A 24,039-nucleotide genomic window follows, 5' to 3' on the forward strand; every position below is an offset into this window, starting at 1 on the left:
GACCGCAAGGCGGACTTCCGCGCCACGACCGTCGGCACGTTCCTGGCGCTGGTCGACCCGCCGCCGCCGGAGCAGGTGGGCTCGCTGCGGCTGTTGCCCGGCACCGCTTTGCGCACGCCGCACGAGGGCTGGGCGCTAACCGGCGGCACGCAGACGCCCCGCCCGCGCCTCGACGACCATGTCGAGCAGGACGTGCGCGGCGGCGCTGACGGTGTGGCCGGTCACGACGACCGTCTCGGCAACGGGCACGTCCCCGCGAAGGCCGACGAAGTGCGCCCTGGTGGGCTTGACCGCGAAGGACTGCGGGACGAGCGCAACCCCGAGACCGAACCCGACGAAGTCGAGAAGTGAGTGCACGTCGTTGACCTCCACGGCGACGTGCCGGTCGACCCCGGCCGCGGCCAGCGTGCGGTCGACCTCGTCGCGCGTGCCCCAGTCGGCGTTGAAGTCGACGAACGGCTGCTCCTCCAGCTCGTCCAGCGCGACGCTCTCCCGGCCCGCGAAGGGACTCCCCGGCGCGCACGCCAGCACGAGCGGCTCACTGGCCAGAGTGGACACCCGCAGGTCGTCGGCCAGCCTTGGCTGACGCGTCACGAACGCGAGGTCGAGCCGGCCGGCACGCACCTCCTCGACCAGCTCGGCGTTGCCGGACTGGCGCATCCGGATCTCGACGCCGGGGTGCAGCTCGTGGAACCGCGACAGCACCGCCGGCAGGTGCACCACGTGCAGGCACTGGAGGCTGCCGACGGACAACGTGCCGCGTAACAACCCCTGCACCGCCGCCACCGCATCCCGTGCTGCCTCGACGGTGGCCAGCGCCCGCCGGGCCTCCGGCAGCAGCGCGCGACCGGCCTGGGTCAGCTCGACCTGGCGGGTGGTGCGCAGGAACAGCGGCGCGCCGAGCTCGACCTCCAGCGCCCGGATCGAGGCGGAGAGCCCCGACTGGGCGATGTGCATGCGGCGCGCGGCCCTCGTGAAGTGGGACTCCTCGGCGACCGCGATGAAATGCTCCAGTTGCCTGAGTTCCACGATTCATCACCTGCGGTGCTCAATGAAATCACTTCTCTGCGTTGGACAGCTTAATCGAGGTGGAGCAGAGTGGAGGGCATGCAGAAGCGTCGAATCGGAGAAGTCGAGGTCAGCGCCGTCGGACTGGGCGGGATGCCCATGTCGATCCAGGGCCGGCCCGACCGCGCCCAGGCCATCGAGACCATCCACGCCGCGCTCGACGCGGGCGTCACGTTCATCGACACCGCCGACGCCTACTCGCTCGACGACAGCGACTTCGGCCACAACGAGGAGCTGATCGCCGAGGCGTTGCGCGGCCGGTCCGAGGAGGTGTTCGTCGCGACGAAGGGCGGCCACACGCGGGTCGAGGGTGGCGGCTGGGCGCTCGACGGCCGTCCCGAGTACCTGCGCAAGGCGGTCGACGGGTCGTTGCGGCGGCTCGGTGTCGACCAGATCTTCCTGTACCAGTTCCACCGGCCCGACCCGCGGACGCCGATCACCGAGTCCGTCGGGGCGCTGAAGGAGCTGCTGGACAGCGGCAAGATCCGGTACGCGGGCGTGTCCAACTTCAACCCGGACGAGATCGTGCAGGCCAACGAGGTCCTCGGCGGGCGGCTGGCGGCGGTGCAGAACCAGTTCTCGCCGTCGTTCCGGTCGAGCGAGCCGGAGCTGGAGCTGTGCGACAAGCTCGGCATCGCGTTCCTGCCGTGGAGCCCGTTCGGCGGCATCAGCAAGGCGGGTGCGCTGAGCGGACCGTTCAAGGAGGTCGGCGACGCGCACGGGGTCAGCCCGCACCAGGCGTGCCTGGCGTGGATGCTGGCCAAGTCCGAGGTCGTCATCCCCATTCCGGGTGCATCCCGGCCCGCGAGCATCACGGATTCGGCGGCGGCCACCCATCTGGAGTTGACCGCGGAGGAGCTGACCCGCCTGGACGGGTGAGCCAGGTGGCCGACTAGGGCGAATGGTCGCACGATCTAGTCCATGCGGACCTTGATCAGCATTGCGGCGATCGTCGCCGGGATGACCCCGGCCCCCGCGTCCGCGGCGCCCTTGCCAGAGGGCTCCGCGGACCACTTCGCGGGTTCTCAGATCATGAGGTACGAGGGCACGGGCACCCGGACGGCCGCGGCACCACCGGCCGACGGCAAGGTGCCCGGCATGGACGTCAGCAGCCACCAGGGCGACGTCGACTGGCCCGCCTCGTGGGCCAAGGGAGCCCGGTTCGCCTACGTGAAGGCGACCGAGGGCACCGGCTACAAGAACCCGAAGTTCGAACAGCAGTACGGCGGCTCGTTCGGCATCGGCATGCTCCGCGGCGCCTACCACTTCGCGCTGCCCGACCGCTCCGACGGCGCCACCCAGGCGAACTACTTCGTCGACAACGGCGGCGTCTGGTCGCCGGACGGCAGGACGCTGCCGCCCGCGCTCGACATCGAGTACAACCCGTACGGCGACACCTGCTACGGCATGTCGCAGGCCGCGTTGACGGAGTGGGTGCGGGGGTTCAGCGGCGCGGTCCACGCGCGGACGAAACGCCATCCGGTCATCTACACGTCCACGACCTGGTGGAACAAGTGCGTCGGCGGCTCGTACGACTTCGGCCGCGACCACCCGCTGTGGATCGCGCACTACGGCGACCAGCTCGGCCCGTTGCCGGCCGGTTTCACCTTCCACACCATCTGGCAGTGGCAGGCGGCGGGCCTCTTCCCCGGCGACCAGAACCTGTTCAACGGCAAGTTCGACCAACTCCAGCGCATCGCCGCAAGCTGACCCCGCCGCCGCACCGGAACGCGGAAGCCCCGCGTTCCCCGGAAGGGAACGCGGGGCCCCCGCGTGACACGAAAATCAGTCGAACAGAGCCGGGAGGGTGCCCTCCCAGGACTCGCGCAGCTCGTCGAGCGGCAGCGAGCCGAGGTCCTGGATCTCCAGGGCGTTCGACTTCGGGTCCACGACGCCGACCTTGCGCCACGGCAGAGCGCGCGCGGTGCACATGTCGGTGAAGCGCTGCTCCTCGGTGCGGGGAACGGCCACGAGCACACGGCCGGCCGACTCGCTGAAGAGCTCGGTGAACAGGTCGCCGTCGAGGAAGACCCGCGCACCCGTCTCACCGATCAGGCACGTCTCGACCAGCGCCTGCGCCAGACCGCCCTCGGACAGGTCGTGCGCGGCGGAGACCATGCCGTCCCGCGAGCCCGCGACCAGCACCTCGCCGAGCAGCTTCTCGCGCTGCAGGTCGACCTTCGGCGGCAGGCCGCCGAGGTGGCCGTGGACGACGTGCGCCCACTCCGACCCGCCGAACTCCGCCCGCGTCTCACCGAGCAGCAGCAGCGTCTCGCCGGCCTCGGCCCCGATCCCGGTGGGGATGCGGCGCCGCACGTCGTCGATCACGCCCAGCACGCCCACGACCGGCGTCGGCAGGATCGCCGTGGAACCGGTCTGGTTGTAGAAGCTGACGTTGCCGCCGGTCACCGGGATGCCCAGCTCCACGCAGCCGTCCGCAAGGCCCTTCACGGCCTGCTCGAACTGCCACATGACACCGGGGTCCTCCGGCGAGCCGAAGTTGAGGCAGTTGGTGACCGCGACCGGCGTGGCACCGGTGGCGGCGACGTTGCGGTACGCCTCGGCGAGCGCCAGCTGCGCACCCGCGTACGGGTCGAGCTTGGTGTAGCGGCCGTTGCAGTCGGTCGAGAGCGCCACACCGCGGTGCGTGTCCTCGCCGATGCGGATCATGCCGCCGTCGCTGGGCTGCGCCAGGACCGTGCCACCGCGCACGTACCGGTCGTACTGCTGGGTGACCCACCGCTTGGAGGCCAGGTTGGGGCTGGCCGCCTGGGACTTGATGAGCTCCAGCAGCTCGTCCTTCGCGGGCTTCGCGAGGGCGTCGGGCGTGTTCGCCTGCAGCTCGTCCTGGTCGGCCGGGCGCTGGATGGGCCGGTTGTAGACCGGGCCCTCGTGGGCGACGGTCCGCGGCGGCACGTCCACGACGACCTCGTCGTGGTACGTGATCACCAGGCGGTCGCCTTCGGTCACCTCACCGATCTCGGTGGCGATGACGTCCCACTTGCGGCAGACCTCCATGAACGCGTCGACGTTGTGCGGCTCGACGACGGCGCACATGCGTTCCTGGGACTCGCTGGACAGGATCTCCGCCGGCGTCATGCCCGTGGCCCGCAGCGGAACGCGGTCGAGCCACACGTGCATGCCACCGTCACCCGCGGACGCCAGCTCGCTCGTGGCGCAGGACAGGCCCGCGCCGCCGAGGTCCTGGATGCCGACGACGATGCCCTTCTCGAAGAGCTCCAGCGAGCACTCGATCAGCACCTTCTCGGTGAACGGGTCGCCGACCTGCACGCTCGGCAGCTTCTTGCGCTTGCCGGCGGAGTCGTCGAACGTCTCGCTCGCCAGCACGCTGACGCCACCGATGCCGTCGAGGCCGGTGCGCGCGCCGTAGAGGATGACCTTGTTGCCGGCACCGGACGCGTGCGCCAGGTGCAGGTCCTCGACCTTCATCGCACCGACGCACAGCGCGTTGACCAGCGGGTTGCCCTGGTAGGACTCGTCGAACACGACCTCGCCGCCGATGTTCGGCAGGCCCAGGCAGTTGCCGTAGCCGCCGACGCCCGCGACGATGCCGGGCAGCACGCGCCGGGTGTCCGCCGCGTCCGGCTTGCCGAACCGCAGCGGGTCCATGACCGCGAGCGGCCGCGCACCCATCGCGAGGATGTCGCGCACGATGCCGCCGACCCCCGTCGCCGCACCCTGGTAGGGCTCGACGTAGGACGGGTGGTTGTGGCTCTCGGCCTTGAACGTGACCGCCCAGCCGTCGCCGATGTCGACGACGCCCGCGTTCTCGCCGATGCCCGCGAGCATCTTCGACTTCATCTCGTCGGTGGTGGTCTCACCGAAGTACTTCAGGTGCACCTTGGACGACTTGTAGGAGCAGTGCTCGCTCCACATGACCGAGTACATCGCGAGCTCGGCGTCCGTGGGACGGCGGCCGAGGATCTCCTTGATGCGCGCGTACTCGTCGTCCTTCAGGCCCAGCTCCTTGTAGGGCTGCTCCTGGTCGGGCGTGCTCTCCGCGTTCTTGACGGTGTCGACGGTCATGCCTTCACCACCGCGTCGAGCAGGGACAGGAACATGCCCAGGCCGTCGTCCGTCGGACCCGTGAGCGCGTCGATCGCGTGCTCCGGGTGCGGCATGAGGCCGACGACGTTGCCCCTGGCGTTCGTGATGCCCGCGATGTTGTTGCGGCTGCCGTTCGGGTTCTCGCCGACGTAGCGGAACACGACGCGACCCTCACCTTCGAGCTCGTCGAGGGTGTTCGCGTCGGCCTGGTAGCCGCCCTCACCGGACTTGAGCGGCACGAGGATCTCGGCGCCTTCGTCGTAGCGGGTGGTCCACGCGGTCGAGTTGTTCTCGACCTTCAGCCACTGGTCGCGGCACACGAAGTGCAGCTTGTGGTTGCGGACCAGCGCACCCGGCAGCAGGTGCGCCTCGGCGAGGATCTGGAAGCCGTTGCAGATGCCCAGCACGGGCATCCCCTTGTTCGCGGCCTCGACCACTTCCTGCATGACCGGGGCGAACCGCGCGATGGCGCCGCACCGCAGGTAGTCGCCGTACGAGAACCCGCCGGGAACGATGACCGCGTCAACGCCCTTCAGGTCGTGGTCGCCGTGCCACAGCGGCACGGCTTCCCCCTCGGCGTACCTGACGGCCCGCTGAGCGTCGACGTCGTCGAGGGTGCCGGGGAAGGTGATGACACCGACCCTCATGCGTCGACCCTGCGCACGGTCCAGTCCTCGATCACGGGGTTGGCGAGGAAGGTCTCAGCGATCTTGGCGAGCGTGGCGTCGTCGACGTCGTCGGCGACCTCCAGCTCGAAGTGCTTGCCCTGGCGGACAGCGGTGATGCCGTCAAAGCCGAGGCGCGGCAGCGCGTTCGCCACCGCCTGGCCTTGCGGGTCGAGAATTTCGGGCTTCGGCATGACGTCGACGACGACTCGGGCCACGACAGACTGCTCCCGGGATTCGAGGGGGCTGGCGGTACCCCGAGAGCCTACCTGACCTGGGTGTTCATCAACTCGACAGGTGTTCGGCGGCACATCTTCACCGAATTTCACGTTCGAGTGAACGGCGGAATCGGCTTTGGATGACGAGCAGCACCCGCTCCCGCCATTCGTCTCCGGACCCGTAGCACCACGCCACGACGTCCGCGATCCACAGCAGCTCCTCGTTGGTGCTCCGGCAGTGCTCGTGGACGAGGTTCGACGACCACGCGACGGGTCCCAGCACCGTGCGGATCGTCTGGGCGTCGAAGCGGTCTCATCCGGTCCCGAACGACCCTGGACGAACTCCAGCCGATCGAGCACGTTTCGCTCACAGCGGAGACAGCTGGCAGAACCGGGACATCCGACGGATGCTGGAGATCATGAAGATCCTGGTGCTCGGCGGAACCGTGTTCCTCAGCAAGGCCGTCACGGCGGAGGCGGTCCGGCGGGGCCACGACGTCGTCTGCGGGGCCCGCGGCGCCTCCGGTGCGGTGCCGGAGGGCGCGCGCCTGGTGCCGATCGACAGGAACGAGCCCGGTGCGTTCGACCAGCTCGCCGGTGAGCGGTTCGACGCGGTGGTGGACGTGTCGAAGTACTCGGTGAACTGGGTGCGGGACGCGCTGGAGGCGTTCGGGGCGACGACGCCGCACTGGACGTTCGTGTCCAGCATCTCGGTCTACGCGGACCACTCGACGGGCAGCGACGTGCTGTTGCCGCCGCTGGAGGACGACCCGGCGGAGGAGTTCACGTCCGAGCGGTACGGCAGCGTCAAGGTCGCGAGCGAGAACGCGGTGCGCGAGGCGATGCGGGGCAGGGAGTTCATCGTCAGGGCCGGGCTCATCACCGGGCCCGACGACCCGAGCGACCGGTTCGGGTACTGGCCGGCGCGGCTGTCCAGGGGTGGCCGGGTGGTCGTTCCCGACAGCCCTGAGCTGGGGTTCCAGCACATCGACGTGCGGGACCTGGCGCGGTGGATCGTGTTCGCGGCCGAGGAGCGGGTGACCGGCACGTTCGACTCGACCGGGCCGGTGATGCCGTTCCAGATGGCGATCGGCGAGATCGCGGGTGCCACGGCGCCGCCCGGCACGCAGCTGGTCTCCGTGCCGGAGGAGGTGCTGGAGGAGCTGCAGGTCAACGCCTGGTCGGGGCCGCGGTCGATCCCGCTGTGGCTGCCGCGGGAGTGGGCCAGGATGACCGGCCGGGACGTGAGTGCGGCGTTGGCGAACGGGCTGCGCCCGCGGCCGTTGGCCGAGACCGCGCTCGACTCGCTGGAGTACGAGCGCGGCCTCGGGCTGGACCGGCCTCGCAAGGCGGGGCTGACGCCCGACGAGGAGGCGGAGATCCTCACCGCGGTGAGCTGATCACCACGACGAGAGGCTCAGAGCAGTGAGCCGATCTGCGCGGCGACGAGGTCGATGCGCACGCCCTGGTTCGGGCAGCCGCCGAAGTGGTGGAGGCCGATGACCTTGTGCGTGCGCCTCGACAGCACGGGCGAACCCGACGAGCCGCCCTCGGTGTCGCACATGTAGCTGATGTCGGACTGCGACACGTTGCCGTTCACCTTCACCGCGCGCACGATGCAGTAGCCGCCGCCGTTGTTGTTGTCGCGCAACGACAGCTTCTTGAGCTTCCCGGCCGGGTGGCCGATGACGTACATCTCCTCACCGACGGCCGGAACGCGCGCGTCCAGTTCGAGGTAGCCGAACGAGCTGATGGCCGCGAAGTTGTTCACGGAGAAGAGGGTGTAGTCGAGTCCGGCGTCGGTCTTGAGGACCTGGGCCGCCAGCACCTTGGTGACCGCGGCGGACGCGGTGCCGCCGCAGGTCGGGCACTGGTAGTTGAACCACACCTCGATGCCGGTGGTGCTGGTGAAGCAGTGGTTGTTGGTCAGCATGCGGTTGTTGGGGCCGACCCGCCACGCCGTGCACAGCGAGCTGCCGTTGCGCAGCAGCTTCGCCACCGAAGCCGTCTTGCCGAACTCCGTCGGGTTGCTCGACTGGTAGCAGACGGCGTCCTTGTAGTCGTTCGTGCCGCAGATGCTCTTGACCGACGGCTGCGCGGACATCTCGGCCTCGGTGTAGCCGCGGGTGAGCTTGTCGACGCGGACGCGGCTGAGCGCGTTGCGCACCGACACGACCGCCCTGTCGCCGGTGATCGACATGGCCCAGAAGCCGGTCGAGTCGACCGTGGCGGTCAGCGAGGACCTCAGGTCGCGCGTGTACGTGTACTTCTCGGTGCCGTCGGGGTTCGACACCGTGAGCACGTCACCCGGCAGGATCCGCAGGTCGGTGAAGTGCAGCTTCACGTATCCGGAGCCGGGTCGTTCGACCACCGTCGAACGGGTGGAGCCGCCCACGCGGACCGAGACGGATTCCTCGGTGCCGATTTCCTGCGTCTGCGGCGATTGGGCCTGAGCAGGTGTAGACGTGGTGGTGGTAGCAGGGACAACGGTCGTCATCGGCAGGGCCAGAGCCAGTGCCGTGAGGAGTTGCAGGGTTTTCCTCATGCCCTTTGATACTTCCGACGTCACCTGACCGTGTCAGCCCGCCGAACGTCGGTAATGGAGGAATCTGTGCGAGTTGTCCATTTCGGTCATGCCTGCGTGCTCCTCGACACCGGGAGCACCCGCATCCTGATCGATCCCGGCACGTTCTCGGCCGGGTTCGAGGACCTGGAGGACCTGGACGCCGTGCTGATCACACACCAGCACTTCGACCACCTGGACGTCGAGAAGCTGCCGGGCCTGCTCGAAGCGAACCCGCGGGCACAGCTGGTCGTGGACGAAGGATCAGCGCCGAGCGTCGAGAACCCGACCGTCGCTCGACCGGGTGACGTGCTGAAGATCGGTGACACGACGGTCAAGGCCGTCGGCGGTCAGCACGCGATCATCCACCGGGACATCCCGGTCATCCCGAACACCGGCTACCTGGTCGGCGACGGCGCGTTCTACCACCCCGGTGACGCGCTGTTCGTGCCCGATGAGGACGTCGACGTGCTCGGCTTGCCCTCCGGCGCGCCGTGGATGCGCACCGGAGAGGCCGTCGACTTCATGCGGGCCGTCAAGCCGCGGGTGGCCGTGCCGATCCACGAGGCGGTCCTGGCCATGCCGCAGATGGCCTACCACCACTTCCAGAACCTCAAGCCGGAAGGCACCGAGGTCAGGCCGCTGCCTCGTGGCGAGGAGACGGAAGTCTGACGTAGGTGGTCGGCGCGGCGTCGTGGGCGAGTGCGATGTCCACGGCGTCGAGCACGGCCTGCCGCGCCCCCGGCCGGTGGAGATCGCGCGCGTCGACCGTGATCCGGGTGAGCCCACCGCGCCGCGCGGACCGTGCCGCCGCGTAGACCAGCGCCCGGGACCGCAGCTCGCCGAAGCTGGTGCGTTCGGTCAGCGCGTGCAGCCGCCCGAGGATCGCGAGCCCGGTGCCGACGTCACGAACGGCGTGCGCGTCGGCGCACCGCGTGAACCTGTGCTTGGCCAGCGCCATCAACGTCCCCGGCGACGCCACACAACGCCGTGGCGCGAACGTGTCGGCGGCCAGCCCGAGGGCTTCCAGCTGCACACGGGCGCCGGTCAGCAGCAGCCCCGCCTCGTACGCGGGGAGCCTGCGCTGCCCGAGCCCGTGCAGCACGACGGCATCGCCGAGCGCGGCGCGCTGCCGCACCCACTCCTGCGCCCTGCCGAGCTCGCGGGGTACCACGAGCAGCGACAACGGCACCCGCCGCGGCTCGAGGGCCGCAGCCAGATCAGCGCACCGGTCGAGTGTCTGCGGACCGATGCCGGACAGTGAGACCACGAGCTGTGAGTGCACGCAATGAGTGCGCCACGCCGTGGTGACATCCGCGTGAAACCAGAGCTAACTCACGCGAGCCAGTCAGCGAAAGCCCGGCCGGTCAGCAGCTCGTAGGCCTCGATGTAGCGCCGGCGGGTGGCTTCGACGACCTCGGCGGGCAGCGGGGGCGGCGGGGTGTCCGACTTCCGGTCCCAGCCGGACGCGTCGGAGGTCAGCCAGTCGCGCACGTACTGCTTGTCGAACGACGGCTGCACGCGCCCCGGCGCGTAGCCCTCGGCCGGCCAGTAGCGCGACGAGTCCGGCGTGAAGACCTCGTCGGCGAGGATCAGCTCGCCCTGCTTGTCCAGCCCGAACTCGAACTTGGTGTCCGCGAGGATCAGGCCGCGCGTCTTGGCGTACGCACGTGCCTCGCTGTAGAGCTCGATGGTGCGGTCACGCAGCTTGTTGGCCAGCTCGGCACCGTGCTTGGCCTCGATGACCTCGAACGACACGTTCTCGTCGTGCTGCCCGATCTCCGCCTTCGACGCGGGCGTGAAGATCGGCGGGTCCAGCTCGTCCGCCTCGACCAGCCCCTGCGGCAGCTCGATCCCGCACACCGCACCGGTCCGCCGGTAGTCGGCCATGCCGGACCCGGTCAGGTACCCGCGCGCCACGCACTCGACGTCGACCATGGCCAGCTTGCGCACCAGCAACGCCCGCCCGCGCACCTCGGCGGGAATCCGCGGGTCGTCCGCCGCGACCAGGTGGTTCGGCCCGAGCCGCTCGAACCAGAACACGCTCATCGCGGTCAGCACGCGGCCCTTGTCCGGGATCTCGGTGCTCAGGACGTGGTCGTAGGCCGAGATCCGGTCGGACGCGACGAACAGCAGCAGCTCGTCGTCGACCTCGTACAGGTCGCGGACCTTGCCCCGGGCGACGTGCTGGTAGTCAGCGAGCGTTGGCACGCTGGTCAGCCTACGTGCCCGGCCGCTCGGCGCCGGTGCGCACCCCGGTGCGGCCGGCTTCGGGTTTGGGGGATGCGGAGTTCGGCAGGGCGAGGGTGCGGGCGTCGGTACGGCGAGTCGCGCGGTCGGCAGGACGGAAGCGGGTCTGGCGAGGCGGGAGGCGAGCCGAGCACGACGGGGGCGGGCCCGATGTGGCGAGGCGCCGGCCTCGACACGGCGGCAGGCGAACCGCGGCACAGCGGGGCGTGCCCTGCACGACTGGCTGCGAGCCCAGCGCAGCGAGGTAGAGGCCCGTCCGAGCGCGAACTCAGCCCAGCGAGGCACGGTCCGTCCCAGCGAGAACCCAGCCCAGCGAGGCGGAGCCCGTACCGGCGAGGCACAGGCCCGTCCCAGCGCGAACTCAAGCCCAAGCGACGCGCGGCCCGCCACAGCGTCGCGCAAGCCCCGAACACCGCCAGGCGCCAGCGTGACCGCGTAGGCGCGTGGGCGTGACCGCGCCGCACGGCACGCTCGCGCAGGGGTACCCCCGGCCGGGGATCCCCTCGCAACCCAACCTACTCAGGGGGTCCGACATTTTCCGGCCACCGTCCCCCACTACTGATCAAGCCCGAAGGGCCTTAAGGTGCACCCCGTGCTCACCCGAAAGGCCCTGTTGATCCCGGCTACCGCCAGTGCGGGACTGCTCGTCGTGCTCGCCGTCGCGGGCTGGGGCGGCGACTCCGACCCGCAGTCGGCCGCACCGTCCGGCGGGCCGCACACGAGCACGACGCAGCAGGTCAGCATCGTGCCGACGCCCGAGCTCGCCGAGATCACGGTCAAGACCACGACCTCGACGACCACCACCACGACGACGCGGATCACCACCAAGCCGCCGCCACCGCCGGTGCAGCCGCCGCCCGCGCCGCCGGTGACCACGACGGAGGCTCCGCAGCGAGGTCTCTTCGTGAACGAGGGTGCGCGCTGCGACCCCGAAGGGGCCATCGGCATCGGCCTGCGCGGGGAGCCGCTCGTGTGCCGCAAGGACGAGCGGCGCGCCGAGCGGTTGCGGTGGCAGAAGGCCTAGGGGGCCCACTCCAGCACGTCGACCTGGTCGCCGACCGCGATCGTTCCCGTGCGGACCACGGCCGCCTTCATCCCGAAGGTCACGCCGCCGTCCGGGTCGCGGCGGTACGAGGCGAGCGTGCGGATCGGTTCCGGGCCGGCGCGCAGACCGGTCTCCTGGTCGACCAGCGGCACCGCGCAGCGCACGCAGTCCTTGGCGTAGCCCAGTTCCACGTCACCGATCGCGGCGCGCCGCACCCGGTCCTCGATGTGCGGCTCCGGCTGGCCGGACACCACGACGTTGGGGCGGAACCGGTCCATCGGCACGGGTTCGCCGCCGCGCTCCAGGATGCGCTCGTTCAGTCCGTCCAATGAGGACAGCGAGATCACCAGGAGCGGGTGGGCGTCGGCGTAGCCGACGACGCCGGTGGTCTCGCCGGTCGACTCGCGGTGCAGGTCCGGCGGGGTGCGCACCAGCCGGACCGGCCGGCCGAGGACGTCGGAGAAGTACTCGGCGGGCGCGTCGCCCTGGTCGATGCCGAAGCCGTCCCACTTGTGCACGACGACCGGGATCCGGTTGCCGTCAAAGACAACCGGGAACGACTCGCCGCCGACGACCAGCGATGAGTCCACAACGGACGGACGCAGGGCGGCCAGTGCGGGCGTGTTCCGCTGCGACAGGAACACGCCGTCCTCGGCGGAGACCAGCATCATCATCCGGTCGTCGCGCAGACCGGTGAGGTCGACCTCCGACGAGGTGACGGGCACGCCGCCGCAGCCCTTGACGGGGTAGGCGAACAGGCCGGAGACGATCACAGGATGGGCTCCGGCTCGTACGCCGGGTACTTCTCCACGACCGCGGCGACCTGCGCGACGACCGCGGCCACCTGCGCCGACGCCACGCCGGTGAACGACAGCCGGTCGGCCAGCAGCGCGTCGAGCGCGGCGCGGTCCAGCGGCAGCCGCGGGTCGGCGGCGAGGCGGTCCAGCAGGTCGTTCTGGGCCAGGCCCTCCTCGCGCATCGCCAGGGCGACCGCGACCGCGTTCTCCTTGATGGCCTCGTGCGCGGTCTCCCGGCCGACACCCGCGCGCACGGCCGCCATCAGCACCTTCGTCGTCCCGAGGAACGGCAGGTAGCGGTCCAGCTCCCGCGCGACGACCGCCGGGTAGGCGCCGAACTCGTCCAGCACCGTCAGGAACGTCTCCAGCAGGCCGTCGAACGCGAAGAACGCGTCCGGCAACGCCACCCGGCGCACGACCGAGCAGGAGACGTCGCCCTCGTTCCACTGGTCGCCCGCGAGCTCGCCGACCATCGACAGGTAGCCGCGCAGGATCACCGCGAAGCCGTTCACGCGTTCGCACGACCGGGTGTTCATCTTGTGCGGCATCGCGCTGGACCCGACCTGGCCGGGCTTGAAGCCCTCGGTCACGAGCTCGTGGCCCGCCATCAGCCGGATGGTCTTCGCCAGCGACGACGGTGCCGCGGCGAGCTGGACCAGCGTCGACACCACGTCGAAGTCCAGGGAGCGCGGGTACACCTGGCCGACCGAGGTCAGCACCCGCTCGAAGCCGAGGTGGCCCGCGATCGTGCGTTCCAGCTCGGCCAGCTTGTCGCCGGAGCCGAGCAGGTCGAGCATGTCCTGCGCGGTGCCGACCGGGCCCTTGATGCCGCGCAACGGGTAGCGCGCGATCAGCTCGTCCAGCCGCGAGAACGCCACCAGCAGCTCGTCGGCGGTCGTGGCGAAGCGCTTGCCCAGGGTCGTGGCCTGCGCGGCGACGTTGTGCGAGCGGCCGGCCATCACCAGGTCGGTGTGCTCGGCGGCCAGCGCGGCCAGCCGGCCCAGCACGGCCGCCGTCTTGCCGCGGACCAGTTCGAGCGAGCGCAGCACCTGCAGCTGCTCGACGTTCTCGGTGAGGTCGCGCGAGGTCATGCCCTTGTGCACGTGCTCGTGGCCGGCGAGGGCGTTGAACTCCTCGATGCGCGCCTTCACGTCGTGCCGCGTCACCCGCTCGCGCGCGGCGATCGACTCCAGGTCGACCTGCTCCAGCACGCGCTCGTAGTCGGCCACGGCACCGTCCGGCACGTCGATGCCGGCCGCCGCCTGCGCGCGCAGCACCGCGAGCCACAGCTGGCGCTCCAGCACGATCTTGTGCTCGGCCGACCAGAGCGTCGCGAGCGACGTGGAGGCGTAGCGACCTGCGAGGACGTTGGCGATGCGCGGCTTGGTCACGCCGCCAGGTTAGTGCACGCCGGGCTCACTCCCAGCGGATCGCGGGGTCGGTGACCAGCGTTGTGAGCACGTCCACAGACACCGGCAGCGCGGCCCGCAGACCGCTGCCGGTCGCCGGGTTCGTCGTGAACGCCGAGATCTGGACCATGTAGCCGCTCTCGAAGACACGCGTCGCCACCGCGCGCACGACCGTCGAGGCGCCGTCGTGGAACTGGGCCTGGACGACCTTCGACCCGTCGGCCTGCGCCACCTCCGAGCACATGATCGCGGTGGAGCACAGGTTCCGCTCGTTCTGCAGGCCCGTCGCTGCCCGCACCAGGAGCGAGGTCGGCCCGACGTCGTCGGTCAGGTACACGTAGCCGGACAGCGACCCGTCCTCGACCCTGGCCGGCTTGGCCGCCGTCGTCGAGGACGGTGGTGTGATCACCTGGAACGAGGAGCCCGGCATGACGTAGGCGCTGACGTCCCGGAGACCCTGCACCCGCGTCTGGAGCTTCGCGGCGAGGGCGTCGCCGATGCGCACCGTCCGGTTGGTCGGCGACTCGGCGGCCGCGGGTGAGCTGGAGTCGGTCCGCGACGCGGCGATCTGGTCGCCGTCACCGGTCTTGGGCAGCAGGCCCGGCAGCGCGAACGCCGACACGACGATCAGGGCGGTGGCCACTCCCACGCTGGCCAGGGCCCGTCTGCGACTTTTTTTCTGTTCGGCCCGCTTCATCAGCGCGTCGGGGTCGAAGTCGAGCGGCGGCTCGTCCCAGACGGCCAACAGCATGCCCTCGCGGATCTCCTGTTCACTCACGACGCGACCCTCCCCGAACTGTTGTCGAGTTTCTCCACGATGGTGCGCAGCGTCGCGAGACCGCGCGCCGTCTGGCTTTTGACTGTTCCCTCGGAGCACCCCATGGCAACCGCCACCTCGGCAACCGAGAGGTCTTCGAAATAACGCAGCACGAGCACAGCCCGTTGCCTCGGCGGGACCTGCAGCAACGCGGTGTGCACCAGCTCACGCGCCCACAGCTTCGCGCTGGTGTTGTCCGGGTCCACGCGCTCGTCGGCGGCGTCGGGCAGCTCCCCGTCGCGCTGCTCGGCTCTGCGCCACGGCCTGCGCTTCTCGTCCAGCCAGGTGCGCAGCAGCACCTTGCGGGCGTAGGCGATCAGGTTGTCCAGCCCTTTGATGCGCTTCCAGGCGAGGTACATCTTCATCAGGCTGGACTGCATGAGGTCTTCCGCGGTGTGCCAGTCACCGCAGAACAGGTACGCAGTGCGTCGCAAGCTCGCGGCATTGGCTGCTGCGAACTCGCGAAAGCCCTGTTCATCGGCCTTGCGCATGCGGTCCCCTCTCGCGTCCTCACCCTGGGGAACGCGCCGGGGGAAGGCGAGGTTGCATCACCCGTGAGGTTGCATCACTCGTGCCGCGAAAGGGCCTTTCGGAGCATCCTGGCCGCGACACCGCGCGGGTCCGACTTCAGCTCGATGAACGCGTTCACCATCGTGCCGTCGACGAGTGCGATCAGCTCCTCGACGCGGTCGGCGGCGAGGTCGCGGCCGGAGCGGGCGAAGATGTCGGAGACCAGGTCCTGCAGCTCGGCGCCCATCGAGCGCATCAACGGCCGCAGGTACGGGCGGCGGCCGGTCGCGACGAGGCGTTCGTAGCGCAGCAGCATCGTCTCGGTGTCGGTCACGTCCGGGCCGACCAGCAGGTCGAGGACCAGCTCGATCAACGCGTCGTCGTCGGCAGCGCCGTCCGGCAGCGCGTCCAGCTTCGCCCGGCCGCTCGCGAGCTCGGCACGGCCGTGCAGCTCGACCGCCGCGGTGACGAGCTCGTCGAGCGAGTCGAAGTAGTACGTGGTGGACGCGAGCGGCAGACCTGACCGTTCGGCGACCGCACGGTGCCGGACCGCGTCGAACCCGCCCTCCACGAGCAGTTCGGCCGCGGCCTCCACGAGCGCCTGCCTGCGGCGCTCCCCCTTGGGAGTTGCTGCCGTCATAGTCGGGCCAGAGTACTGGGCGCGCGGCCCCGGTCCGGTCAGAACCGGGGGGCGATCGCGTCGGCGACCCGCCTGGCCTGGCCCTTCAGCTCGCCGTCGCCCTGCGTGAAGACGTAGAGGTCCTCGCCCCTGGCGGTCCTGACCTTCGCGGTGTCCGCGCCGCCGGGTGGCAGGAACTCGTCCGCGGTGACGACGGCCGTGATCGTCAGGCCGTCGATCTTGAACGCGGCCGAGCGCGACGGCGGCGAGCACGAGACGGCCGGTGCCGCCGCGAGGTCCGGTGGAACCGAAAGCTCTCCGGCGAGGGCGACGGCGAGCTCCCGGTCCACCACCGCGCAGCCCTGCACTGCGCGACCGCCGACACTGGGGTCGGCGCTTCCCGGCGGTGACGTGTCCCCCTGCGTGGACAGGTCGCCAGGGAAGTTCTTCGTCTGCACGTTCGGCGGGTCGACCGGAGCGGACAGCGGCGATTGTGCCGAGTTGTCCTCCGGCTGGCCAGCACCCGCGACGGACTCGGTGCCTTTGTCCTGGTTCACCCAGTTGGTACCCGCGACCACGCCGCCGAACCCGAGCACCACGACGAGCGCGGTGCCGCCGGCGATCGCGTTGCGCCTGCGCTGGGTGGCCCTGCGGGACGCGGTGCGGACGTCCGCCACGTCGAAGGCCGCGGGTGGTGCGTCGTTCGCGGCGTCGCGGAACAGGTCCGCGAGCTTGTTCTCGTCCATCTACAGCCTCCTCCCGCCGGTCACCGTCACGACGCCGGTCGCAGGTCGTCGATCGCGTCCCCGAGGGCTTCCCGCAGCGCGGTCAGCCCGCGAGCGGTCTGACTCTTCACAGTTCCTTCCGAGCACTTCAGCACCTCGGCCGTGGCCGTCACGTCGAGCCCTTCGAGGAACCGCAGCACGAGCACCGCCCGTTGCCTCGGAGGAACCCTGCGCAGGCCCTTCATCAACGCCTCACGCGTCGCGACCGTGTCACCGATCTCGTGGTCCTGGGCCGGCGTCTCCGGCAGCACGTCGGTGAACTTCTCGCGCCGCCACGGCCGGCGTGACTCGTCGATCACCGCGCGCACCACGGTGCGCCGGACGTAGGCGTCGAGGGCCTGCTTGTCCCGGATCTTCCGCCACCTCCTGTGCACCGCCACGAAGGCCGTCTGCGCGAAGTCGTCAGCGCGGTGCCAGTCGCCGCACAGCAGGTATGCCGTTCGGCGCACGGCCTCACGGCGAGCCACGAAGTACTCCGCGAACTCCTGCTCGTCGCGCTGATCCACGCGGACTGCTCTCCGCTCGTTCCTCGAGTTGCACCTACCGGACGGAATCCGAGGGCCCCACGGTTGCACGAACCGCGAGCGAGAGCTACATCACCCCCTCGGTCGTGAGGGTGATGTGATGTGATCGGGGTCGTGACCCCCATTGACCTGCGTTCGGACACCGTGACCCGGCCTGACGAACAGATGCGTCGTGCCATGGCCGCCGCCGAGGTCGGCGACGACGTGCTCGACCACGACCCGACGATGGCCGCGCTGGAGGAACGGGTCGCGGCGCTGCTCGGCGTCGAGGCCGCGCTGTGGGTGCCGTCGGGCTCGATGGGCAACCTGATCGCGTTGTTCCTGCACCTGCGCCGCGGCGACCGGTTCCTGGCACCGCTCGGCGCGCACGTGCTGGACGCGGAGCTCGGCACCGCGGCGTGGCTGGCCGGCGGCATGCCGCACGCGCTGCACTCGCTGACGCCCGAGGCCGTGGTCGCCGCGGGTGGCGGCGAGTCGCCCTACTACGGGCTGCGGTCCTCGTTGCTGTGCCTGGAGAACACCCACAACGCCTCCGGCGGGACGCTGACCTCCGCTGCCGGGCACGAGGCGCTGGTCGCGGCGGCCCGGTCGGTCGGGCTGGCCGTGCACCTCGACGGCGCCCGGTTGTGGAACGCGTCGGTGGCGCTCGGGGTGCCGCTGACGGCGTTGACGGCGGGCGTGGACACGGTGCAGGTGTGCCTGTCGAAGGGCCTGGGCGCGCCGGTCGGGTCGGTCGTGGCGGGCTCCGCCGCGTTCGTGGTCGAGGCGCGGCGGGTGCGGAAGATGCTCGGTGGCGGGGTCAGGCAGGGCGGTGTGCTGGCCGCGGCCGGGCTGGTGGCGCTGGACCGCATCGACCGCCTGGCCGAGGACCACGCGAACGCTGCGGCGCTGGCCGCCGGGCTGCGGGCGCTGGGCTGGGACGTTCCCGCGCCGGAGACCAACATCGTCCTGGCGTCGGTGCCGGAGCTGGACAAGACGCTGCTCGTGCTGCGGGAGGCCGGGGTGCTCGCGAGCCCGATGGCCGGCAAGGTCCGGTTCGTGACGCACGGGGACGTGACCGCCGCGGACATCACCGAGGTGCTCCACCGGGTGCGGGAGGCCGCCTGATGCGCTGGATCGTGTTCGACTTCGGCGAGGTCATCAGCCAGCGCAACCCCGCGGTCCCCGGCATGGCCGCGCGGCTCGGGGTGCCGGTCGCGGACTTCGAGGCCGCGTACTGGGACCGTGACGCCTACGACCGCGGCGGGTCCGACGCGGCCTACTGGGAGCTGATCGGGTCACGGCTCGGCGTGCCGGTCGACGCCGCGCTGGTGCGGGAGCTGACGGCCCTCGACAACGCGGGCTGGCTGACCGACCCGGTGCCGCAGACCGTGGCGCTGATCGAGGACCTGGCCGCGCTGGGCGTGCCGCTGGCGTTGCTGTCGAACGCGCCCGTGACGTTCGCACGGCTGGCCGAGAAGGAGCCGTGGGCGGTCCACTTCCGGCACCTCGTCTTCTCCGGCGACCTCGGCTACGCCAAGCCGGACGCCCAGATCTGGCAGGACCTGAAGGACGTCGTGGGCAGCTCGGACCTGGTGTTCTACGACGACCGCCAGACGAACGTCGACGGCGCGCTGGCCGCGGGCATCGACGCGCGGCTGTGGACGTCAGCCGCTGCCGCGCGCCTCGAGCTCCGCGCGGAGCTCGGCGATCTCAGCGCGTAGCCCCCGCAGCTCCCGCACGGTCTCCAGCTCGGCTTCCTCGACGCCCCGCAGCTTCTCGACGAGCCAGCTGGCGATCGTGCCGGTGATGACACCGAGCAACGCGATGCCACCGACCATCAGCAACCCGGCGACGAGCCGCCCTTCGACCGTGACGGGGTAGCGGTCCCCGTACCCGACCGTCGACATGGTGGTGAGCGTCCACCACAACGCGTCCCCGAACGTCGTGATGCTCGCGTTGTCCGCGTGCCTTTCCGCGTCGAGCACGGCAAGGCTCGCGCAGAACGCGACGAGCGCCGTGACGCCCGCGACGTAAATGCTGACCCGCTGCCGGATCCTGTGCTGGAACTTCTTGTTCAGCAGCGTGAGAACGGTGATGAGCCGCAACACCCGCAACTGCCTGACCATCGGCAGCACCACGGCCGCGAGGTCGAACAGGTGCGATTTGAGGAATTGCGCCTTGTCCACCGCGAGCTTGAACCTGATCACGTAATCGGCCGCGAACACCGCCCAGATCAGCCACAAGACGACCTCGAGCGGCACGTGCAGGAACACGTGGTCGTCCAGCACCTGAACCGCGTAGACCACGAGGAACAGCACGGCGAGCACCGTCAACGGCCACTCGACCCTGCTCTCCCACCGCTGCAGGCGGGCCTCGCTGGACTGCAACACCGCTACATGGTGAATGCTCCCGCGCTTTTGTTCCAGGGTTTAGCTGTGCTCAGCGCCGCGATTTGACGGCGCCGTACGCCACCGTACCTGCGAGGAGTAGTCCCCCGATCACGGCGAGCCAGAAAAGGCCCTTCACGACGGCGCCGACGACCGCGAGGACGATCCAGATCGCGACGAGCCAGCCGATGATCGCCCACATGTCGTTCCTCCCCTTGTTCCACGTCCCGGTGTGATCACATCTCGGAAGTGATCATTTTCTAGCCGTGATCACATCCAGGCCTTCAGACGCCTCAACGCTTCCTCGATGTCGTTCGTTGAGCCCGCGAACGACATCCGCACGAAGTGGTGCCCGTCGACCGGGTCGAAGTCGATGCCCGGCACGATCGCGAGCCCCGTGTCGTCCAGCAGCTTCCGGCAGAACCCCATGGAGTCGTCGGTGAGGTGCCGCACATCGGCGTACACGTAGAACGCCCCGTCCGCCGGCGCCAGTTCCCCGATGCCGAGGTTCGTGAGCCCTTCGACCAGCAGGTCCCGGTTGACCCGGTACCGCTTGAGGTGCTCGGCCGTCTCCGCGTAAGAATCCGGGTGAAACGCCTCAACTGCCGCAAACTGGGACAAAGCGGGCGGACAGAGGGTGAAGTTGCCGGTCAGGCAGTCCACCGCCCTGCGCAACCGCTCCGGCAGCAACATCCACCCCAGCCGCCACCCGGTCATCGCGAAGGCCTTGGAGAACGAGTTCACGACGATCGCATCCCGCGACGTCTCCCACGCACACGGCAACGGCTCCCCGTAGCTGATCCCGTGGTAGATCTCGTCACTGATCAACTGCACGCCGTTGCCCGCACACCACCGCGCGATCGGCTCGATGTCGGCAACCGTCCCGGTGGGATTCGCCGGGCTGGCCACGATGACCCCTTTGAGCGCACCGTTTGCGTGCGCCGCGGCCAGCATCTCCACCGTCGGCTGGAACCGCGTCCCCGGCCCACACGCCAACTCGACAACCTCACACCCCAACGCCTTCAGGATGTTCCGGTAAGCCGGATACCCCGGCCGCGCCAACGCCACCCGATCCCCGGCGTCGAACGCCGCCAGGAACGCCAACGTGAACGCCCCCGACGACCCGGTCGTCACCACCACGTCGTCCGGCCCCACAGCCAGGTCGTACTGCCGCCGGTAGTGCCCGGCGATCGCGGTCCGCAGCTCCAAAATCCCCAACTGCTCGGTGTATCCCAACGCGTGCTCACCCAACGCGCGCACGGCGGCCTCCCGCACCGGCCGGGGCGCGGGGCTCGACGGCTGCCCTGCGGCCAACGACACCACGTCGCCGTGGGTGCGCTGCCGTTGCGCGGCGGCGGAGAGCACGTCCATGACGTGGAACGGGGGGACGTCAGCGCGAGCAGCCACGGTCAGCATGGCGCCAGGCTAACTCCCCGCGGGTGGGCGAGGTCTGAGATGTCGCGCGCAGCACGGGTTCGGTGACGGGCCGGGTTCGGTGACGGGCCGGGTTCGGTGACGGGCCAGGTTCGGTGACGGGCCAGGTTCGGCGACGGGCCAGGTTCGGCGACGGGCCAGGTTCGGCGACGGGCCAGGTTCGGTGACGGGCCAGGTTCGGTGACGGGCCAGGTTCGGTGACGGGCCAGGTTCGGTGACGGGCCGGGATCGCTGACAGGCCGGGATCGACGGCCGGTCGGGATCAACGGCGGGCCGGGCACGGAAGCGGCGCCTCGGGCTCAGCGGCTGGCTCGGCCGGTAGGCAACGAGGGTTCATCGGTTGGCCGACAAGCGCTCGGCGGCGAGGCCCTCGCCCGCCGGCCCCTCGACTGCCAGCCCTCCGGCAGTGGGCCTACTGCCGCTGTCTCTCCGCGGCGGGCTGCCTACCGCTGCCCTTCGGCGGGCGGCCTCCTCCTGCCACCCCTTCAGCGGCAACCTTCCTGCCGCGGGCGCCAGGCCAAGGCGTCCGGCGAGCTGTCCGCACTCCACAACCCCGCCACCAGCCCCAGTGCGCGACGGCCAGGTGTTCGACGGCCAGCCGCGTGGCTGCTCGGTGGGCCGAGGAGGGTGTCCAAGACAGGCCACATCACCTCCTCGGTCAATCGCGACCGTTCACCTGTCGGCCGCCATCCGCGCGCTTCCACATATGCGAGACGAGCGAGCGGACGAATCCGGACAAAGCCCACCCGATTGGGTGAGGCGAGCAATGACCGGCGCGTTTCCATCACGGAAGACCAGACGGAGCAGCGCCGGGATCAGGACAAGCCTCACCCGATCGGGCGACGGAATCAGTAGCCCTGGTAGCCGCCGCCCTGGGACATCGCCTTCAGGCCGGGGTGGCCTTCGAAGCCGCCGTAGCGCGAGAACGTGTAGCGGACGCCGGCGATGATGTTGTCGACCGGGTTCCAGATGTCGTCGTGGCCGGGCAGCTTGTGGGCGTTGAACGTGGAGTCGATGCACTGCATGAGGCCCTTGGACGGGGTGCCCTTCTGCGCGTTCGAGTCCCAGAGGTTGATCGCGTGCGGGTTGCCGCTGGACTCCTTCTCGATGATCTTCCAGATCTCGTCGATGTTGTCCTCGGTGACCGGGATGCCGTTGGCCTGCAAGATCTTGATGGCCTCGCGGATCCACTCCTCGACGTTGCCGGGAGGCGGGCTGCCCGACGGCGGGCCGCCGCTGGGACCCATGCCGCCGACGCTGCCGCCACCTCCGCCACCGCCCCCTCCGGAAGCGCTGCCACCACCACCGCCTCCGCCGCCTCCGCCATGGCCACGGTCCTCGGTCGGTGTGGGCGTGGGCGTGGCGTCGGAACTGGAGGACTTCGTGCTGTCGTCGGGCGGCGGGCTCGCGGTCCACTCCACGGGTTTGCCGGGGGCGGGCGTGAAGGTCTGGGTGTTCGGGTCCTCAATGGACGAGAACTTCGGCGCGAGCGCGCCGGGGCGGCCCTTCAGCGTGCCGGCGGCGGCGTTGAGGGCGTTTTCCGCTTGGGAGATAACGGGTTGGGCGTCGCCGACGGCTTCCGCGCAGTAGCCGCGGATGATGCTGTCGATGTCTTCCTGCGGCTGGCCGTGCAGTTGCTGGCGGACCTGGCGGGCGCGGCTCAGCAGGGTCTCGCAGATGCGGCTCATCGAGGACTTCGCGGTTTCCAACGCGTTCGCGGCCGCCTCCAGGTCGGCCGCGGCGCCGTTGAGCGCGTCCGTCATCGAGGTGCCGGACTTGGTGAGGTTGGCCATGTAGGCCACGAAACCGTCGGCAGACTTGCCTTCCCAGGCGCCGTCGAGCTGGGAGACGGACTGCTGCAGCACGTTCGTCTGGTCGCCGCACTTGCCGGCCGCCTGCTTCCAGCGGTTCGCGATGTCGCGCACGGCTTGGGGCTGGGCGTTCTCGACCTTGTCAGCGAGCTCGGCCAGTGGTGCGCCGCCGGGCAGGGCCGCGACCTCGTCCATCGCGCTCATGTCACACCGCCCTGAAAGAGGTCCGGTTGGCGTCCTCGACGCCCTCCACGTTGGACTGGATCGCGTCGAGCGCGCCTTCGACCTTGCGCAGCACCTTTTCCGCCGCCTCGAACTCCTGTGCGCCCGCTTGGTCCATCGCGTTCACCGCGCCGGAGATCGTGCCGGATGCGCCGAGCTTTCCGAAGATGTCCGGATTGCCGTATTGATTGGAAAAGCCGTCACCGATCGCGCCGAATTGTCCGGCTTGGCTGCTCACGGTTGTGCGGCACTGTTCCATGGCTTCGCTGTTGAACTTCGCCAGAGCCATGCGCGCTTACCCCCTCGATGTCTTCTCGAAGACCTTAGAACGAATGGTGTCGAGCAGGGCGTCGATTCGCCCTTTCAACGCCGGACGGGTGATGTCCTCGTCCACGACCACGTCGACGCGGTGCTTGCGGCCGTCGGCGGTCATCGCGAACGCGCCGAACCACGCCCGCACACCCTTCTCCGGCACGAGCTCCACGAGCGCGGTGGTCATGTCGCCCACCTCCTCGACGACGACCTCGTCGCGGGTGAGCACCGCCCTGATGCCGCCGGCGACGACCATCGCGCGCGTCGAGGTGCTGCCGATGCCGAGGCGCAGGTCGAGGGCGAGGGTGGGGAGGGCGAGCTGGTGGAGTGCATTGGCGAGCCTGGGATCCGGCTCATCGGAGTCTACTGTGGACTCCGGAACGTGCAGCACGATCGGCATCGCGCCCAGGTCGAGGTGGTCCCACGCCGCGCGGAACGCGGACGGGGTGAGTGCTGCTCTCACGGCGGAACTCTCCCGGCATGCGGCGGGCGACGTCCCCTGGCCCCCCAGGCCCGCGTGCGTTACGACGCACGGGCGGGCGCTGGGGTTCCG

At 70.2% G+C, this 24,039-nt stretch carries 28 protein-coding genes; 7 read left to right on the forward strand and 21 right to left on the reverse strand.

The features are described from left to right. Positions 1 to 135: 135 nt before the first annotated feature. The gene (locus ADL03_RS46420; protein WP_082374090.1) at positions 136 to 1,029 is read right to left on the reverse strand and encodes a LysR family transcriptional regulator; all 894 of its coding nucleotides are present in this window, start codon (positions 1,027 to 1,029) and stop codon (positions 136 to 138) included. Positions 1,030 to 1,107: 78 nt separating this feature from the next. On the opposite strand from ADL03_RS46420, the gene ADL03_RS44315 reads away from it, so the two are divergent. Both ADL03_RS44315 and ADL03_RS44320 read left to right on the forward strand, forming a co-directional pair. After that, complete coding sequence (locus ADL03_RS44315; protein ID WP_053739725.1) at positions 1,108 to 1,947, forward strand: aldo/keto reductase; 840 nt, start codon at positions 1,108 to 1,110, stop codon at positions 1,945 to 1,947. Positions 1,948 to 1,989: 42 nt separating this feature from the next. After that, entirely contained in the window at positions 1,990 to 2,778 is a 789-nt protein-coding gene (locus ADL03_RS44320) for a lysozyme (RefSeq protein WP_053739660.1), read from the forward strand. A gap of 75 nt (positions 2,779 to 2,853) precedes the next feature. Here ADL03_RS44320 and purL read toward each other — a convergent pair whose 3' ends face one another. The 4 genes from purL to ADL03_RS44340 form a co-directional block, all read right to left on the reverse strand. Further along, positions 2,854 to 5,115 (reverse strand): phosphoribosylformylglycinamidine synthase subunit PurL, encoded by a 2,262-nt coding sequence (gene purL, locus ADL03_RS44325; protein WP_053739661.1) that lies wholly within the window; start codon positions 5,113 to 5,115, stop codon positions 2,854 to 2,856. After that, positions 5,112 to 5,783 (reverse strand): phosphoribosylformylglycinamidine synthase subunit PurQ, encoded by a 672-nt coding sequence (gene purQ / locus ADL03_RS44330; protein WP_053739662.1) that lies wholly within the window; start codon positions 5,781 to 5,783, stop codon positions 5,112 to 5,114. Before purQ ends, purL begins: the two co-directional genes overlap by 4 nt. After that, the gene (purS, locus tag ADL03_RS44335; protein ID WP_053739663.1) at positions 5,780 to 6,019 is read right to left on the reverse strand and encodes a phosphoribosylformylglycinamidine synthase subunit PurS; all 240 of its coding nucleotides are present in this window, start codon (positions 6,017 to 6,019) and stop codon (positions 5,780 to 5,782) included. Before purS ends, purQ begins: the two co-directional genes overlap by 4 nt. A 97-nt stretch (positions 6,020 to 6,116) precedes the next feature. Further along, entirely contained in the window at positions 6,117 to 6,302 is a 186-nt protein-coding gene (locus ADL03_RS44340; RefSeq protein WP_053739664.1) for a hypothetical protein, read from the reverse strand. 136 nt (positions 6,303 to 6,438) lie between these two features. On the opposite strand from ADL03_RS44340, the gene ADL03_RS44345 reads away from it, so the two are divergent. Beyond that, positions 6,439 to 7,419, forward strand: coding sequence for an NAD-dependent epimerase/dehydratase family protein (locus ADL03_RS44345; RefSeq protein WP_053739726.1), 981 nt, complete (start codon positions 6,439 to 6,441; stop codon positions 7,417 to 7,419). A 17-nt stretch (positions 7,420 to 7,436) separates the two neighbouring features. On the opposite strand, the gene ADL03_RS44350 is transcribed toward ADL03_RS44345, so the two are convergent. After that, the gene (locus ADL03_RS44350; RefSeq protein WP_063798915.1) at positions 7,437 to 8,564 is read right to left on the reverse strand and encodes a serine protease; all 1,128 of its coding nucleotides are present in this window, start codon (positions 8,562 to 8,564) and stop codon (positions 7,437 to 7,439) included. A gap of 66 nt (positions 8,565 to 8,630) precedes the next feature. Between ADL03_RS44350 and ADL03_RS44355 the strand changes: the two genes are divergently transcribed. After that, positions 8,631 to 9,254 (forward strand): MBL fold metallo-hydrolase, encoded by a 624-nt coding sequence (locus ADL03_RS44355; RefSeq protein ID WP_053739666.1) that lies wholly within the window; start codon positions 8,631 to 8,633, stop codon positions 9,252 to 9,254. On the opposite strand, the gene ADL03_RS44360 is transcribed toward ADL03_RS44355, so the two are convergent. After that, positions 9,217 to 9,867, reverse strand: coding sequence for a hypothetical protein (locus ADL03_RS44360; RefSeq protein WP_053739667.1), 651 nt, complete (start codon positions 9,865 to 9,867; stop codon positions 9,217 to 9,219). The genes ADL03_RS44355 and ADL03_RS44360 overlap by 38 nt on opposite strands. Before the next feature lie 50 nt (positions 9,868 to 9,917). After that, positions 9,918 to 10,793: a phosphoribosylaminoimidazolesuccinocarboxamide synthase gene (locus ADL03_RS44365; protein ID WP_053739668.1), complete on the reverse strand. Its 876-nt coding sequence runs from the start codon at positions 10,791 to 10,793 to the stop codon at positions 9,918 to 9,920. Positions 10,794 to 11,424: 631 nt separating this feature from the next. Between ADL03_RS44365 and ADL03_RS47930 the strand changes: the two genes are divergently transcribed. Then, positions 11,425 to 11,856, forward strand: a complete 432-nt coding sequence (locus ADL03_RS47930; protein ID WP_157529798.1) for a hypothetical protein — start codon at positions 11,425 to 11,427, stop codon at positions 11,854 to 11,856. On the opposite strand, the gene ADL03_RS44375 is transcribed toward ADL03_RS47930, so the two are convergent. The 7 genes from ADL03_RS44375 to ADL03_RS44405 all read right to left on the reverse strand — a co-directional run bounded on the left by ADL03_RS44375 (position 11,853) and on the right by ADL03_RS44405 (position 17,320). Next, complete coding sequence (locus tag ADL03_RS44375) at positions 11,853 to 12,650, reverse strand: MOSC domain-containing protein (RefSeq protein ID WP_063798916.1); 798 nt, start codon at positions 12,648 to 12,650, stop codon at positions 11,853 to 11,855. The two genes, ADL03_RS47930 and ADL03_RS44375, sit on opposite strands and share 4 nt — an antisense overlap. Continuing rightward, entirely contained in the window at positions 12,647 to 14,065 is a 1,419-nt protein-coding gene (gene purB / locus ADL03_RS44380) for an adenylosuccinate lyase (protein ID WP_053739670.1), read from the reverse strand. The genes ADL03_RS44375 and purB overlap by 4 nt, the downstream gene beginning before the upstream one ends. A 25-nt stretch (positions 14,066 to 14,090) precedes the next feature. Beyond that, a complete protein-coding gene (locus ADL03_RS44385; protein ID WP_053739671.1) occupies positions 14,091 to 14,861 on the reverse strand; it encodes a hypothetical protein in 771 nt (256 codons plus the stop codon). After that, positions 14,858 to 15,391 carry an RNA polymerase sigma factor gene (locus ADL03_RS44390; protein WP_053739672.1) on the reverse strand — a complete coding sequence of 178 codons (534 nt, stop codon included), beginning with the start codon at positions 15,389 to 15,391 and terminating at the stop codon, positions 14,858 to 14,860. The genes ADL03_RS44385 and ADL03_RS44390 overlap by 4 nt, the downstream gene beginning before the upstream one ends. A 74-nt stretch (positions 15,392 to 15,465) precedes the next feature. Continuing rightward, a complete protein-coding gene (locus tag ADL03_RS44395) occupies positions 15,466 to 16,050 on the reverse strand; it encodes a TetR/AcrR family transcriptional regulator (RefSeq protein WP_053739673.1) in 585 nt (194 codons plus the stop codon). Positions 16,051 to 16,088: 38 nt separating this feature from the next. Further along, the gene (locus tag ADL03_RS44400) at positions 16,089 to 16,775 is read right to left on the reverse strand and encodes a hypothetical protein (RefSeq protein WP_053739674.1); all 687 of its coding nucleotides are present in this window, start codon (positions 16,773 to 16,775) and stop codon (positions 16,089 to 16,091) included. Positions 16,776 to 16,801: 26 nt separating this feature from the next. Next, on the reverse strand, positions 16,802 to 17,320 hold the full coding sequence (locus tag ADL03_RS44405) for a SigE family RNA polymerase sigma factor (RefSeq protein ID WP_053739675.1): 519 nt from the start codon (positions 17,318 to 17,320) through the stop codon (positions 16,802 to 16,804). 132 nt (positions 17,321 to 17,452) lie between these two features. Between ADL03_RS44405 and ADL03_RS44410 the strand changes: the two genes are divergently transcribed. Together ADL03_RS44410 and ADL03_RS44415 are read left to right on the forward strand one after the other, a co-directional pair. Further along, positions 17,453 to 18,445: a low specificity L-threonine aldolase gene (locus ADL03_RS44410; RefSeq protein WP_231642863.1), complete on the forward strand. Its 993-nt coding sequence runs from the start codon at positions 17,453 to 17,455 to the stop codon at positions 18,443 to 18,445. After that, entirely contained in the window at positions 18,445 to 19,041 is a 597-nt protein-coding gene (locus tag ADL03_RS44415; protein WP_053739676.1) for an HAD family hydrolase, read from the forward strand. Before ADL03_RS44410 ends, ADL03_RS44415 begins: the two co-directional genes overlap by 1 nt. On the opposite strand, the gene ADL03_RS44420 is transcribed toward ADL03_RS44415, so the two are convergent. The 6 genes from ADL03_RS44420 to ADL03_RS44440 all read right to left on the reverse strand — a co-directional run bounded on the left by ADL03_RS44420 (position 18,985) and on the right by ADL03_RS44440 (position 23,949). After that, on the reverse strand, positions 18,985 to 19,710 hold the full coding sequence (locus ADL03_RS44420; protein WP_082374091.1) for a potassium channel family protein: 726 nt from the start codon (positions 19,708 to 19,710) through the stop codon (positions 18,985 to 18,987). The two genes, ADL03_RS44415 and ADL03_RS44420, sit on opposite strands and share 57 nt — an antisense overlap. 49 nt (positions 19,711 to 19,759) lie before the next feature. Continuing rightward, positions 19,760 to 19,909, reverse strand: coding sequence for a hypothetical protein (locus tag ADL03_RS49210; RefSeq protein ID WP_197289188.1), 150 nt, complete (start codon positions 19,907 to 19,909; stop codon positions 19,760 to 19,762). Between the two features lie 68 nt (positions 19,910 to 19,977). Continuing rightward, positions 19,978 to 21,123, reverse strand: a complete 1,146-nt coding sequence (locus ADL03_RS44425; RefSeq protein ID WP_053739677.1) for a pyridoxal phosphate-dependent aminotransferase — start codon at positions 21,121 to 21,123, stop codon at positions 19,978 to 19,980. 866 nt (positions 21,124 to 21,989) lie between these two features. Continuing rightward, complete coding sequence (locus ADL03_RS44430; protein WP_082374093.1) at positions 21,990 to 23,156, reverse strand: WXG100 family type VII secretion target; 1,167 nt, start codon at positions 23,154 to 23,156, stop codon at positions 21,990 to 21,992. Between the two features lies 1 nt (position 23,157). Further along, on the reverse strand, positions 23,158 to 23,463 hold the full coding sequence (locus ADL03_RS44435; protein ID WP_053739678.1) for a hypothetical protein: 306 nt from the start codon (positions 23,461 to 23,463) through the stop codon (positions 23,158 to 23,160). Positions 23,464 to 23,469: 6 nt separating this feature from the next. Next, on the reverse strand, positions 23,470 to 23,949 hold the full coding sequence (locus ADL03_RS44440; RefSeq protein ID WP_053739679.1) for an ESX secretion-associated protein EspG: 480 nt from the start codon (positions 23,947 to 23,949) through the stop codon (positions 23,470 to 23,472). Positions 23,950 to 24,039: the final 90 nt, after the last annotated feature.

The organism is Nocardia sp. NRRL S-836, from assembly GCF_001279525.1.
Taxonomy (GTDB): domain Bacteria; phylum Actinomycetota; class Actinomycetes; order Mycobacteriales; family Pseudonocardiaceae; genus Lentzea.

Bases quoted from the DNA above. Each gene is read 5' to 3' on its own strand.
- ADL03_RS44315 (WP_053739725.1), top strand. From the start codon at position 1,108: ATGCAGAAGCGTCGAATCGGAGAAGTCGAGGTCAGCGCCGTCGGACTG.
- purQ (WP_053739662.1), bottom strand. From the start codon at position 5,783: ATGAGGGTCGGTGTCATCACCTTCCCCGGCACCCTCGACGACGTCGAC.
- ADL03_RS44350 (WP_063798915.1), bottom strand. From the start codon at position 8,564: ATGAGGAAAACCCTGCAACTCCTCACGGCACTGGCTCTGGCCCTGCCG.
- ADL03_RS44425 (WP_053739677.1), bottom strand. From the start codon at position 21,123: ATGCTGACCGTGGCTGCTCGCGCTGACGTCCCCCCGTTCCACGTCATG.
- purL (WP_053739661.1), bottom strand. From the start codon at position 5,115: ATGACCGTCGACACCGTCAAGAACGCGGAGAGCACGCCCGACCAGGAG.
- ADL03_RS44415 (WP_053739676.1), top strand. From the start codon at position 18,445: ATGCGCTGGATCGTGTTCGACTTCGGCGAGGTCATCAGCCAGCGCAAC.
- ADL03_RS44395 (WP_053739673.1), bottom strand. From the start codon at position 16,050: ATGACGGCAGCAACTCCCAAGGGGGAGCGCCGCAGGCAGGCGCTCGTG.
- ADL03_RS44345 (WP_053739726.1), top strand. From the start codon at position 6,439: ATGAAGATCCTGGTGCTCGGCGGAACCGTGTTCCTCAGCAAGGCCGTC.
- ADL03_RS49210 (WP_197289188.1), bottom strand. From the start codon at position 19,909: ATGTGGGCGATCATCGGCTGGCTCGTCGCGATCTGGATCGTCCTCGCG.
- ADL03_RS44435 (WP_053739678.1), bottom strand. From the start codon at position 23,463: ATGGCTCTGGCGAAGTTCAACAGCGAAGCCATGGAACAGTGCCGCACA.
- ADL03_RS44400 (WP_053739674.1), bottom strand. From the start codon at position 16,775: ATGGACGAGAACAAGCTCGCGGACCTGTTCCGCGACGCCGCGAACGAC.
- ADL03_RS44320 (WP_053739660.1), top strand. From the start codon at position 1,990: ATGCGGACCTTGATCAGCATTGCGGCGATCGTCGCCGGGATGACCCCG.
- ADL03_RS44430 (WP_082374093.1), bottom strand. From the start codon at position 23,156: ATGAGCGCGATGGACGAGGTCGCGGCCCTGCCCGGCGGCGCACCACTG.
- ADL03_RS44390 (WP_053739672.1), bottom strand. From the start codon at position 15,391: ATGCGCAAGGCCGATGAACAGGGCTTTCGCGAGTTCGCAGCAGCCAAT.